Origin of the sequence: Candidatus Nitronereus thalassa, from assembly GCF_032191465.1 — a bacterium.
GTDB classification, from domain to species: domain Bacteria; phylum Nitrospirota; class Nitrospiria; order Nitrospirales; family UBA8639; genus Nitronereus; species Nitronereus thalassa.
Genome location: NZ_JAQOUE010000001.1, coordinates 2,132,894 through 2,146,328 on the forward strand (window position 1 = coordinate 2,132,894; position 13,435 = coordinate 2,146,328).

General features: G+C 49.6%; 10 protein-coding genes. 7 read left to right on the forward strand and 3 right to left on the reverse strand.

The genetic code is table 11. The features are described from left to right. Nucleotides 1-259 precede the first annotated feature (259 nt). The 3 genes from PPG34_RS09580 to leuC all read right to left on the reverse strand — a co-directional run bounded on the left by PPG34_RS09580 (nt 260) and on the right by leuC (nt 4,521). Nucleotides 260-2,266, reverse strand: a complete 2,007-nt coding sequence (locus PPG34_RS09580; protein ID WP_313833036.1) for a monovalent cation:proton antiporter family protein — start codon at nt 2,264-2,266, stop codon at nt 260-262. Between the two features lie 141 nt (nt 2,267-2,407). After that, on the reverse strand, nt 2,408-3,037 hold the full coding sequence (leuD, locus tag PPG34_RS09585; protein ID WP_313833038.1) for a 3-isopropylmalate dehydratase small subunit: 630 nt from the start codon (nt 3,035-3,037) through the stop codon (nt 2,408-2,410). Nucleotides 3,038-3,117: 80 nt separating this feature from the next. Beyond that, nucleotides 3,118-4,521 carry a 3-isopropylmalate dehydratase large subunit gene (gene leuC / locus PPG34_RS09590; protein ID WP_313833039.1) on the reverse strand — a complete coding sequence of 468 codons (1,404 nt, stop codon included), beginning with the start codon at nt 4,519-4,521 and terminating at the stop codon, nt 3,118-3,120. A 512-nt stretch (nt 4,522-5,033) separates the two neighbouring features. On the opposite strand from leuC, the gene PPG34_RS09595 reads away from it, so the two are divergent. From PPG34_RS09595 to dprA, 7 genes are all read left to right on the forward strand, one after another. Beyond that, a complete protein-coding gene (locus PPG34_RS09595; RefSeq protein ID WP_313833040.1) occupies nt 5,034-6,077 on the forward strand; it encodes a rod shape-determining protein in 1,044 nt (347 codons plus the stop codon). A gap of 13 nt (nt 6,078-6,090) precedes the next feature. Beyond that, entirely contained in the window at nt 6,091-6,993 is a 903-nt protein-coding gene (gene mreC / locus PPG34_RS09600; protein WP_313833041.1) for a rod shape-determining protein MreC, read from the forward strand. Further along, entirely contained in the window at nt 6,990-7,478 is a 489-nt protein-coding gene (mreD, locus tag PPG34_RS09605; RefSeq protein WP_313833042.1) for a rod shape-determining protein MreD, read from the forward strand. Before mreC ends, mreD begins: the two co-directional genes overlap by 4 nt. Nucleotides 7,479-7,554: 76 nt before the next feature. Continuing rightward, nucleotides 7,555-9,438, forward strand: coding sequence for a penicillin-binding protein 2 (mrdA, locus tag PPG34_RS09610; RefSeq protein ID WP_313833043.1), 1,884 nt, complete (start codon nt 7,555-7,557; stop codon nt 9,436-9,438). A gap of 4 nt (nt 9,439-9,442) precedes the next feature. Next, nucleotides 9,443-10,552: a rod shape-determining protein RodA gene (gene rodA / locus PPG34_RS09615; RefSeq protein ID WP_313833044.1), complete on the forward strand. Its 1,110-nt coding sequence runs from the start codon at nt 9,443-9,445 to the stop codon at nt 10,550-10,552. A 141-nt stretch (nt 10,553-10,693) separates the two neighbouring features. Then, the gene (locus PPG34_RS09620; protein ID WP_313833045.1) at nt 10,694-12,217 is read left to right on the forward strand and encodes an Rne/Rng family ribonuclease; all 1,524 of its coding nucleotides are present in this window, start codon (nt 10,694-10,696) and stop codon (nt 12,215-12,217) included. Between the two features lie 66 nt (nt 12,218-12,283). Beyond that, nucleotides 12,284-13,402: a DNA-processing protein DprA gene (gene dprA, locus PPG34_RS09625; protein WP_313833046.1), complete on the forward strand. Its 1,119-nt coding sequence runs from the start codon at nt 12,284-12,286 to the stop codon at nt 13,400-13,402. Nucleotides 13,403-13,435 lie beyond the last annotated feature (33 nt).

The window sequence follows — 13,435 nt, forward strand, 5'->3', positions numbered from 1 at the left end:
CGAAGAGGCAGGTCCGTTCCCTGAAAACCTACCTACGCTCCTTTTTACTAGTTCGGTTCAGTCTTGCCTGGTCTGAAGTGATTATTTTTGGTTTTGTTATAATTTGTTCTATTTTGATATTCCCTCCCACAACGCACAAAGTTTGGGCTCTACAGCGGCCTCTTAAAATAGAGAAACTCTCTCAATCTTATAATTGATTTCGTTGATTTTTAGAGGGGATGATGATGAAGGAATACAACGATGTTGCATCCTGAGGAAATTATTCGTGTTTGGGGTCAACCAACAAACTGATCGCGCGACGAATGTTTTCTGCCGGCCCCAAAAGGGCCAAAACGTCCCCAACCTCTAGCACAGATTTATTGCTGGGATTTGACTGAGTGACACCCGCTCTCAAGAGGGCGACCACAGAAACTCCCGTTCGTTGGTGAATCGACAACTCTTCCAAAGATTTTCCAAGGGCCGGAGAATTGTCATCGATCCGGCAGGTTTCGACTTCGACGTCACCTAACGTCCCTGTTCCTAAATGATGGGCCAATTCCGGCAATTCCCCACGTCGCAGAAGTGCATACCCTTCCCGACGAATTTGTTCGGCCTTTTCCCTGATAGTCTGCGATGGCAAATTAAAAGATTGCAACACCAGAGAGGAAATCTCTATCGAGGTTTCGAATTCTTCGGGAATTATTTCATTGGCTCCCAGCTTTTGAAGCTCTTCCAATTCTTTTAAATACCTGGTGCGCACCACGATATGCAGTGAAGGATTCAGTTCCCGCGCCAACTGTACCATCCGCCTTGCGCCAAAGGGATCGGACGTCGCAACCACAAACACCTTGGCCTGTTCGATTTGCACATGACGAAGCACCGTGGGATTTGTAGCATCCCCATACTGAAACGGCACGCCTGCACCTAATTCCATCTGGATGACTTCTCCACGAATCTCTAGGACCACATAGGGAATTTGAAACTCGCTCAGAACTTTGGAAAGATTCCTGCCATTTAATCCGTATCCAACAATTACTACATGCTCTTTGAGTTTCAGTTGCGATAGGTCCGTGCGAAAGCTCGTTCGGCCGGGAAACCATTGATGGAGTCGTTGAAGGGCCTCGGCTCGACGGGCAATTTTTGGAGACCATTGAATGACAATAGGAGTAATGATCATCGTGAGCACAGAGACAGCCAAAAACACGTTGTAGGTATCGCGATACAAAATGCCAACTTTTAGACCCTCTTGCGCCAAAATAAACGCGAACTCCCCAACCTGAGCCAATGCCACCCCTGCCAACACAGCTGAACGCACTGGCACGCCCGCGGCGAGGGCTGCCCCAGCCCCTGTCACAAATTTCCCAATGAAGACAGTGGCCACCATGGTCACAATAAGTAACGGATGATCCAGCAGAACACGAGGGTCCATCAACATTCCAATGGATACGAAAAACAGGCTGTTAAAGCTATCGCGAAAGGGAAGCACTTCGGCTAACGCTTGATGGCTATACTCCGATTCTGAGATCAACAGGCCCGCGATAAACGCACCCAACGCTAAGGAGAGTCCCACCAACGAAGTCAACCATGCGGTACCCAGTCCCAACACAATGACCGTCAGAAGAAATAATTCTCGACTTCGGGTCCGAACAATATGTTCGAGAAATCGAGGCACGAGGACTCGAGCCGCAATGACCACTCCAACGACCAAGACGAGTGATTCCAATAACGTCAATAAAATCTGTCCCATGCCGTCTGCTCCTTTATCACTTATATCACTTAAAAAAGGAGTCATAAGCATCATGGGCACCACTGCCAAATCCTGAAAAATTAAAATCCCAATGGTGGAACGTCCATGCAAGGTATCGTTCTCCTTCCGTTCCGCCAGCGCACGAAGAACAATGGCCGTACTACTAAGCGAAAGGAGCATGCCCCAAAAAATAGCGGCTTTCACAGATAGTCCAAAGACCAACCCCCCGCCCATGATCAACACCAGGACGCCAAAAACCTGAGCCGGACCCGCAATGAGGAATAACGATCGCGAAGATTTCAATTTGGCAAGAGAAAATTCCAAACCAATGGTAAATAATAGGAGGATGACTCCAACTTCGGCGAGGACTTGCACCTGCTCTCGATCGGAGATGAGGTTCAGGCCATACGGACCGACGACGGTCCCAGCGACCAGAAAACCTGCAATGGGAGGCAAGTGGACTTTTTGGAATAAAAATACTACTCCGATGGAGACTGCAAAGATCACGACGATGTCGCGTAAAACACTGATATCTTCCATGATATATCCGGGTAAGTAGGGAGGGTGAATTTCTACTATACCTGACTCACCCAAATGGCAAAAGGGGAATCCGGGTCGCACAAACCCGATTCGGTCTTTGGATGTTGAGATGCAGGCACACCATCCCAACAACTGAAGAAGTTATGAAGAGGGCAATAGATCTTGAAACAACCAGGGCGCTTCGGATGCTCTTCGCTGTTCGTAGGCCGTAATCGCAGATTCACGTTGGAGGGTTAAACCAATGGCATCGAGTCCTTTCATCAGACTATTCTTTCGAAAGGGATCAATGGTAAAGGCAAAGGTTTTGCTAAGAGACAGGGCCACCGTTTGATTGGGCAGATCAATCGTCACCTGCACGGACTCTTCCTGGGCAACGACATCAAACAATTGCTGGATTTCTTCTGCCTTGAGAACCACGGGTAAAATTCCATTTTGAAAACAGTTGTTATAAAAGATATCGGCAAAACTTGGTGCCACAATCGATCGGATACCATAATCCAATAAAGCCCAAGGCGCATGTTCCCGGGACGAACCGCATCCAAAGTTATCACGAGTCAACAGAATCGTCGCATGCTGGAAGCGAGGTTGATTCATAAAAAATCCTGGATCAGGGGAACCATCGGGTCGAATTTTCCAATCTGCAAACAACCCCTCTTTTAACCCTGTTCGTTGGATGGTCTTGAGATATTGCTTAGGAATAATTTGGTCAGTATCCACATTCACGCGATCCAACGGAGCGACAATTCCTGTGAGAGTAGTAAATGGTTCCATACGATTTCCTCAGTAATAATCTAAATACCTTAACCCCAAAATACGAGATACTCGTTTCGAGCCACGAGATAGGGTATTATTTATGTCCATTGACGAATATCGACAAAATGCCCTGCAACCGCAGCTGCTGCAGCCATGGCTGGTGAAACCAAATGCGTTCGCCCGCCTTTACCTTGACGCCCTTCAAAATTCCGGTTGCTCGTAGACGCACATCGCTCTCCAGGTTTCAGCACATCGGCATTCATGGCCAAACACATGCTGCAACCCGCATCGCGCCATTCAGCTCCAGCCTCACGGAATACCGCATCTAATCCTTCTTCCTCAGCTTGTTTTTTCACTAGCCCCGAACCGGGCACCACCATAGCATGCACTCCGTCAGCCACTTTTTTCCCCTTAAAATACGATGCGGCAATGCGTAAATCCTCAATTCGAGAGTTGGTGCATGACCCAATAAACACTCGGTCAATCTTCAGCTCTTGAATAGGCGTGCCTGGTGTGAGTGCCATATACTCCAATGCTCGTTGAAGGGAATCACGGGCCTCCCCTTCAGGATAGGTCCGGGGGTCAGGAATTGCACCATCGATTCCACTCACCATGCCGGGATTGGTTCCCCAAGACACTTGCGGGGAAATCTCCTCCGCCCTAAGGTGGACCGTACGATCGTAGGAAGCTCCGGAATCTGTCACAAGACTCGCCCAGGCTCGTACCGCTTGGTCAAACAACTCCCCTTTGGGAGCTAAAGGACGACCTTTCACATAGGCCGCAGTCGTGTCATCCGGAGCGACCATGCCGGCCCGCGCCCCGCCTTCAATGGACATGTTGCACAAAGTCATCCGACCTTCCATGGATAACGCTCGAACAGCGGATCCAGTGTATTCCACCACATAACCTGTTCCACCAGCGGTCCCAATTTTGCCGATGATGGCTAACGTCATATCCTTGGCTGAACAATACGGGGACAATGTTCCATCGACTCGGATTTCCATGGTCTTGGGACGTTTTTGCACCAGGCATTGAGTTGCGAGAACATGTTCGACTTCACTGGTACCAATCCCAAAGGCCAGCGCTCCAAACGCACCATGCGTGGAAGTATGTGAATCTCCACACACAATAGTCATCCCGGGCAACGTCAAGCCCTGTTCCGGGCCAATGACATGCACAATTCCCTGACGAATATCGTCCATGGTAAACACGGAGATATTTGAATCACGACAATTTTGTTCCAATGTTTGGATTTGTATACGGCTCATGGGATCGGCAATGGCCACCTGACGATTGGTCGTTGGCACATTGTGATCCGGAACCGCGAGAACCGCTGCGGAACGCCGAACCTTGCGGCCGGCAAGTTTTAACCCCTCAAATGCCTGAGGGGAAGTTACTTCATGCACTAAATGACGATCGATATAGAGAAGCGTGGTTCCATCTGCTTCCTCATGAACCACATGAGCTTCCCAGATTTTTTCAAAGAGGGTCTTGGCCAACATCCCTAGCTCCTTTGGGTTAATTTCGGGACCGGTATAATGCGCTGAAGAGATGTACCCTTGCAACCCCAGAAGCTAGGGGGCCTCCATATTCCGTTTTTGGACCCTTGGCTCAAATCTTTCCTTTCTGACCCCGGGAGCAGCTCCTTTTTCCTCCAGAATTTTTCTGTCCCCCCCTTTTCATAAGGTCTCATCCAGAGTAATTTGGTAGGAGACGGAGGATTTGCTATACTTTTTGAAGGGTTTCGTTTACATTTCACCCAGTTGCGTACGGATGAGAAACGGAATGAGTTCTTTTCCGTAGAGTACTCTCTTCGAAAAAGAAGTCTCTTCTTTTTTGGGTTGGCCTACCTCCGTCACAGGACGTGACCCTCATGGCACCTCAGTGGTCAGTCTTCTTGGTGATGCGACAGGGCGTAATGTCAGCAGCGCAAAAGTTCCTTTGATTACGGTGTAGTTTCATTGAATAGATTGTGTGGAAAATTTGATGGGCCATTCAAAAAATGGGGTCCCCCATGGGGTTAATTAGTCGATTCCTTAGCTTGATGTCCAGTGATATGGCCATTGATTTGGGTACCGCCCATACTCTGATTTATGTGCAGGGTAAAGGGATTGTGCTGAATGAACCCTCGGTCGTCGCCATTGAAAAGAATTCCAATAAGATTTTAGCCGTTGGGAGTGAAGCGAAACGAATGGTGGGTCGTACACCTGGCAATATCATTGCCATTCGTCCCATGAAAGAGGGCGTTATCGCTGATTTTGAAATGACGGAGCGAATGCTTCGGCATTTCATTACCAAGGTGCATAATCGCAGTATGTTTGTCCGTCCACGCATTATTATTGGTGTCCCTTCCCGGATCACACAAGTAGAGCAACGTGCAGTCAGAGAATCCGCCGAATTGGCCGGCGCACGAGAAGTCTACCTAATTGAGGAACCAGTGGCAGCCGCCATTGGCGCCGGACTGCCCATAACCGAGCCCTCAGGCAACATGGTCGTGGATATCGGCGGTGGCACCACTGATATTGCCGTAATTTCTCTTGGAGGAATCGTCTATAGCGAGTCCGTCAAAGTCGCGGGCGATCAGATTGACTCCGCCATTATTAGTCATGTGAAACGCGAGTATAGCCTGCTCATTGGAGAGCATATGGCCGAACGAGTGAAATTTGAAATTGGCTCGGCCTATCCTCTTCCTGAAAAGGCCCAGATGATGGTGAAGGGACGGGATCTCATTTCAGGGATACCTCGGACGATTGTCTTGGAAGATACCGAAATTCGTGAAGCTTTACAGGAATCCGTGTCGACCATTGTGTCGGCCATAAAAACCGCATTAGAAAATACTCCACCTGAATTGGCTGGAGACATCATTGATCGAGGGATTGTGTTGACTGGAGGGGGTTCATTACTCAAGGGATTGGATGCCCGGTTACGTGACGAAACCGCGCTGCCGATTGTGACCGTGGATGACCCACTCACTTCCGTGGTCCTCGGTGTCGGAAAGACACTCGAGGAACTTTCCTTACTACGGAGCGTGGCTTCTATGTCAACCGTCCGATCATAAAGGACACGCGTATATGATCGGCCGGGTTCGGCCTTTAGTCCTGTGGAGTTCCAGCACCAGGCGGCTCATTGTCGTCGTGGTGGTGGTTGCCTTGATCCTGTTATTTCTCCTTCCTCGACAAACCCAGGTTCTCCTCCAACATTTAGGAAGGCCCATCGCCGATGTCGTCGGCATCCCCATGGAAATCATGGCTGGAGCTGATCGTGGTGTTCGCGATTGGTGGAACCAATATATCGCCCTTCAGGGCGTCTACGAGCAAAACCGCGAGCTTCAAGCGAAAATTCAAGATCTGGAAGGGGAACTGAATCAACTTCGCGAACAAGCCCTGGCCTCTCAACGATTTGCAGCAATATTGGACTTCCAGCAAAAAAGTGCGCTCCAGACGCTGGCAGCACGGGTAATTGGGCGAAGCGCCTCGAATTGGTATCGCGGGGTAGTGTTGAATAAAGGAGAAGAGGATGGCGTGGCCGTGGAGATGGGTGTCATCACTCCAGCCGGAGTGGTGGGGACCATTGTTAAAGTGGCCAGCTCAACCAGTATTGCGCTGTTAGTCACCGACCCCAATGTCGCTGTCACCGGCCTGGTACAGCGGACTCGGGATGAAGGCATCATTCAAGGAACCGCCAATGGGTATGTACGCATGAAATATATTCCGCCTTTGGCGGCAGTCAAGGAAGGGGATGCAGTCGTGACGTCGGGCTTAACTGGAGGATTCCCTCGCGGGCTCCTGATTGGTCAGGTTCTTCGTGTTGAAGAACGTGAGGGTGATCTATTTCTCACGGCACAAGTTGCTCCGGTCGTTGATTTTGGCAAGCTGGAAGAAGTGTTAATCCTCCATTCCACGGAATCGAAAGACCAGACAGGATCCATTTCAAATCTCCTACCTTCTCTAGAAGGGGAACCTACACCCCCATGAAAACAGGGATATTCCTCGGCCTCATCCTCTTTCTCGTTCCCTTCCAAGCCACGGTGCTTGGATCGATCAGCCCATTTGGCATTCGTCCTGACCTGTGCCTCATTGCTGCCTGTCTTATGGGGTTTTTCACCGGGCAGATCCAAGGATTTGTTTTGGGATTTTTTCTGGGTTTCGTGCAAGACCTGTTTTCGGCCAGCGACTTGTGGCTGAATACCATTACTAAATCTGGCGTAGGATTTTTTGCTGGATTGATTGCAAGAAACTTGGCCAATACCGCATCCCATTCGGCCTTTTTATTGATGGTGGCATTTTCACTTTTCTCCGGTGTGATATTTCTGATGACCTCGCGGGGCGGCCTGGACTTGGTTGAACTCTTGCAGGGATTTCCTGCGGTGCTTTTGCCCCAAGCGCTCTTTGATGGACTGGTGGCCGTCGGACTCTATTGGGTCATCACTCGCTGGACACCTGAATTCTCTAGCGTTTAGGAAGCAATGCGTCAAAAGACCATCCAGAGGCCCACAGCTTGGCGACGTCATGGGTCGTTTTTGAAACGGATATGAAATGAGTGACAGTGGAGTTCCCCAAACCGGATTAGCTGAGCTTCAGCAGCGACTCGTCCTCCTTAAAATCGGAGTGCTCGTCGTCGTCAGCCTCCTGACCTTGCGTTTGTGGCAACTCCAGGTTCGCGATGGCCCGCATTATCTTGAACTCTCGCAAGATAACCGCACACGCTCTATTCTGTTACATCCGGCCCGCGGACTCATTTACGATCGGAATGGGAAATTGCTGGCAAATAATGTTCCAAGTTTCAACCTGTACGTCGAGCTCAAGGATGTAAAAAATCGTGAAGCCCTTATTGAGAAACTTGTCGAGTATCTGGATGTTGACCCGTCGGAATTAACCGAAAAAGTTCTTACGAGGAGTAGCCGGACACGACAGAAACTGAAAGGTGGTCTCACGCTTCGCGAGGCTGCTCTCATTGAATCTCATCGGTTGGAACTTCCCGGTGTCTTCGTACAACCGGAGTTCCAACGGAATAACCCTCAAGGCCCCTACGCCGCTCATGTCATTGGATACGTGGGAGAGGTGTCTGAGCGACAAATGGCCAAGGATTATTTCGAGGGCCTTCATCAGGGAAGTATCGTTGGCCAATATGGTGTAGAACGCCAATATGACCAACTCTTGCGCGGACAGGCCGGGACCAAGCTCATCGAAGTAGACGCTCTCGGTCATGAAAAACGCACGATCTCAGTCAACAAACCACAGGCTGGACATGACCTATATCTGACCATTGATTTTGACCTTCAACAACTGGCCGAAGATTTGTTAGGAACCGAAGCCGGGGCAATTGTCGCCTTGGATCCTAAGACTGGAGAGACTCTCGCCTTGGCCAGCCGGCCTAGCTTTGACCCAAACACGCTCTCTCGAGGACTGAGCTCTAAGGATTGGCAAGATATCATACGTGACAATCGACATCCGCTTACCAACCGTGCCATACAGGGTGTATATCCTCCAGGTTCAACTTTTAAAATCGTGATGGCCTCGGCAGCACTGGAAACCAATGGCGCCGAGATGTCCGATACCATTCAATGTAATGGCAGGTTTTGGTTTGGGAACCGAACCTACCGTGACTGGAAAGCCAGTGGCCATGGAACAGTGGATCTTCAAAAAGCGATAACGCACTCCTGCGATGTCTATTTTTATAAAATGGGACATCGACTGGGGATAGATACCATTGCCACTTATGCAAGCCTTTTTGGATTGGGCAAGAAAACCGGGATAGATTTACCCTCTGAACGATCGGGAATTGTGCCATCCCCAACATGGAAACAACAGGCTCGAGGAGAACCGTGGTACCCCGGAGAAACTATTTCAGTTTCTATCGGACAGGGGTTCGTCTCGGTGACCCCTCTCCAAATGGCGCAGGTCATTGCCACGATCAGTAATAATGGCGTCGCGCACCAACCTCGATTAATTCGAGGAGTACGACGGAGAAATACTGGGCAAATAGAAACTTGGCCAAAATCTCAGTCCACCTCCCTGGGTCTTAACCCAGTATTTGTCGATGGGATTCAACAGTCCTTAGCCTCCGTCGTTTCAGAGGGTACTGCCCAACGTGCCAATTCGCCACTGGTCAGGATTGCTGGAAAAACCGGAACCTCCCAGGTTGTGGCGCTTCGTCCTGATAAGGAAAAAGAAACGCCGAAGGAATTTCGTGACCATGCTTGGTTCGTCTCCTACGCGCCATTCGAAGACCCCCGCATTGCCGTGGCCGTACTGGCAGAGCACAGTGGGCATGGTGGCTCCGCAGCAGCTCCTCTAGCCCGTGAATTGATTGAAGCCTTTATCAAGAAAACCGGGCATGAAACCCCAACAGGAGATCAACGCCCCATGTCCCAATATATCCCTAACACCCCTGACACCCCTGGAGCACTACGAGGATAGACGCATGACGAGAACTCCAAGATTTGATGGTATGGATTTATCCCTTCTCGGTGTCATTGCTTCACTCCTGAGTGTAGGCGTGCTCACCATTTATAGCGTCACATCTACGGCACCCGGAGGGAGTTTTCCTATTTTTGCCAAGCAGGCAATTTGGATTGGAGTCGGAACATTAGTCTTCCTCGTCATGGCCAGCTTCGACTACCATAAACTCGCCCGGCTTTCCTACATTCTATATGGGCTAGGATTACTGCTGCTGGTGGTCGTCATGTTCAGTGGTAAAGTCAGTCGCGGCTCTCAACGCTGGATTTCGTTGGGTCCCATCGCCATTCAACCCTCTGAATTTATTAAACTCCCTCTGTTACTTATGCTTGCCACGTATTATTCCACACAGACACGAACCGGATGGTTGTATCGCGTGATCGTTCCCGGCCTGTTGGCTCTTCCAGGATTTCTGCTTATTCTCAAACAACCGGATCTTGGCAGCAGCCTCAGTTTTTTAGCCATCTATATTACCTTGCTATTAGCAGTGGGAGTAAAGTCAAAAGCATTTGGTCTCGTCTTGCTGACAGCACTCATGATGTTTCCTTTTGCCTGGGGCGAACTGTGGGGATCGCTCCATGATTATCAAAAAGAACGTATTATCAGCTTTGTGGACCCGGGTTATGATCCAGGAGGAAAAGGGTATCAAGGACTACAATCTCGTATCGCCATCGGTTCTGGAGAACTCCTGGGAAAAGGTCTCCGTGGCGGAACCCAAACCCAATTTAAATTTCTCCCCGAAGGTCATACGGATTTTGTCTTCGCCGTGTTTGCCGAAGAGTGGGGATTTTTAGGTGCTGTCGTTTTAATCATGCTGTTTTTAAGCTTATTTCTTCTCGGCCTGGACATCGCCTCAAAAGCCAAAGATATGCTCGGAGCACTTTTGGCCATCGGCGTCGTCGGCATGATTACGTTTAATGTGGTGGTCAATATCGCTATGACCCTCGGTCTCGCGCCCATTGTTGGAATTCCACTACCCTTACTGAGTTATGGGGGCAGTGCCACAATTATGACAATGGCCGTTTTGGGATTGTTGCTGAGTGTGAAACGGCGCCGATTGACCTTAATTCAATAATCTTAAATACGCTTCGCAGTCTATGGGAAACGAGTTCATCATTCCAAGATGGTTTCACTCAACATCTCTCGTGCGGACTCATCGCGAGATGGAAACCGCCTCACTCGTTGCCACATAGGACTCGGAGACGAAGGAGTCAGTATGGGTGTAGAAATTGCGTTTAACGTCACTCCGCAAGAAACGCGGGTGGCGGTGCTCGAAAACAAGGTGGTCACAGAGCTGTATGTAGACCGGGCCAAGAAAAAGGACTTTGTTGGAGATGTGTATAAAGGCAAAGTCGTAAAGGTCTTACCAGGAATGCAGGCCGCATTTATTGATATTGGGTTGGACCGGGCCGCCTTTGTCCATGTGTCGGATCTTTCCATCGGCACAGAACCAGGAGATATCTTGGTTGATAATGATGGCGACGACAAAGGCCAGGAAGTTCCTCGCCCTCGTCGGCAACATCTTCTCCCTATTGAAGATTTGTTATCCGAAGGCCAAGAGCTCATGGTACAGATTTCCAAAGGCCCCATTGGAACCAAGGGACCACGTGTGACCTCATATTGTTCATTACCCGGCCGCTTTTTGGTTTTGATGCCCAATGTGAACGACATCGGCATTTCCCGACGCATTGCCGATGACGAAGAACGCAGACGGCTGAAGGACATCATGAAACGAGTGCGAGAGCCTGGGTATGGATATATCGTACGAACTGTGAGCGAAAACGTCAGCGAGGAGGACCTTCGGTCGGACGTCGATTATTTAACCGCTCTGTGGCAGGACATTCTAAAAAAACATGAACAATACCCTGCCCCAGCCATGCTTCATACCGACCTGAGTTTGACGCTTCGTGTGGTCCGGGATTTATTTACCAAAAAAGTGGATCGCCTGCTCATTGACTCCCGAGAAGAATGTGAAGCCGTGCGAGATTTTGTGAAACGGTATCTTCCGGAGCAATCTTCCCGCATATATCATTATGATAAAGAGGAAGGACTCTTCGAGCACTTAGGTGTGGAAATGGAAATTTCCCGCGCCTTAAGCCGAAAAGTCTGGCTCAAATCAGGAGGCCATCTGGTGATCGATCATACCGAAGCCATGACCGTCGTCGATGTGAACACCGGACGGTTTGTGGGAAAACGGGATCAAGAAGAAACGATTTTAAAAACCAACATGGAAGCCGCCAGAGAAGTAGCCTACCAAATCAAACTGCGAGGAATCGGGGGCATCATCATTGTCGACTTTATTGATATGGAACGTGAACGCAATCGCGATAAGGTCTACCATGCCATGGTTGATGCCATGGCCAATGACAAAGCCAGGACGCGGATTTCACGGATTACCGATTTGGGACTCATTGAAATTTCTCGTGAACGCGTGCGCGAAGATATTCTGCGCACGTTATCCGACCTCTGTACCGACTGTGATGGGCGCGGGTATACCAAATCTGCCACCACGGTCATTTATGATATTTTTCGTGACATTCGTCGGATTGGACGAGGGCCTAGCCTCCAGAAAGTCATGGTAGGGGCGAACCCCATTATTGTAGACATGCTGCGAGACACAGAGAATGAGGGGTTAGAGCAACTCGAACGCGAATGCAATCATCGGATTGTTGTGCAATCTGATCCACTTCTTCATTTGGAACATTATGACATTGTCGTCATTGGAGAAGGATCACGATAAAGCACCACTCGACTAGTTTCCATTGACGCCACTCATGATTAACGCATTCCGAGATTAGGATTTTCCGTGAACTCTCTCGAACCTTGGCTTGTATTACGATTAGTCAAAGGTTTGAGCGATGGAACCCTCACAAGGCTCGTTCGAGAGTTTGGCTCGCCATTGGCAGTCTCTTCAGCATCCCTGCAAGAGCTTCAGAATCGGGGAAACCTCAGTCACAATTTGGCAACGGCTATTCGTCAAGGACCGAGTCCGCAAGCTCGGGCAAAGGCAGAGCATGAGGCCCATCGTTTGGAAACTGAAGGGCATACGGTTCTTACGATATTAGATCGTCTCTATCCTGAAAAACTTTCTCACATTGCCGATCCTCCCCCGATTCTTTACCTGAGCGGCACCATAGAGCCTTGTGATAATCGTGCCATCGCTATTGTGGGCGCAAGGAAGGCTTCCCCCGCAGGTCTGATCTTCACAGAAGAATTGAGTCATTCCTTGGCAAGCCTAGGATTTACGATCGTCAGCGGGATGGCACGAGGCGTGGATGCGGCGGCGCATCGCGGGGCACTGAAGGCTCAAGGACGAACCATTGCTGTCTTGGGATGTGGAATAGATCAGACATATCCTTCTGAACATCGAAAGCTGCGGGAGGCTATCGAAGCCCAAGGAGCCGTCATTTCAGAATTTTCATTAGGCACTCAACCTCGACCGTTTAATTTCCCTCGACGGAATCGGATCATCAGTGGATTGTCTTATGGCGTCGTGGTCACACAGGCAACGCGAAAAAGCGGTTCCCTCATTACAGCACGCTATGCGCTGGAACATAACCGGGAAGTGTTTGCGGTGCCAGGAAATGTCAAAGAGGGAAAACATGAAGGTCCACATAGGCTCATTAAAGAAGGCGCCAAACTCATTGAAAACGCAGGAGATATCATCGAAGAGCTGTTGCCCCAACTTGACGAGTCGTTTCAGGATCAAGTAAAACGTGCCGCCTCAGAGTCACATCAATCCACACCGGACCTCAGCACACAGGAAAAAGACATCTTCGACCTGGTGATGGATACGCCTACGTCGGTTGATGAAGTCTTGGCTCAAGCTCATTATCTTCCAGCCGAGGTAATGGGTATCTTGCTGGCCCTGGAACTGAAAGGGATCATTCAGCAAGTACCAGGGTCGTGTTATATACGACGATAAATCTGAATAATAATGTAGACCTTCCTCTAAGGA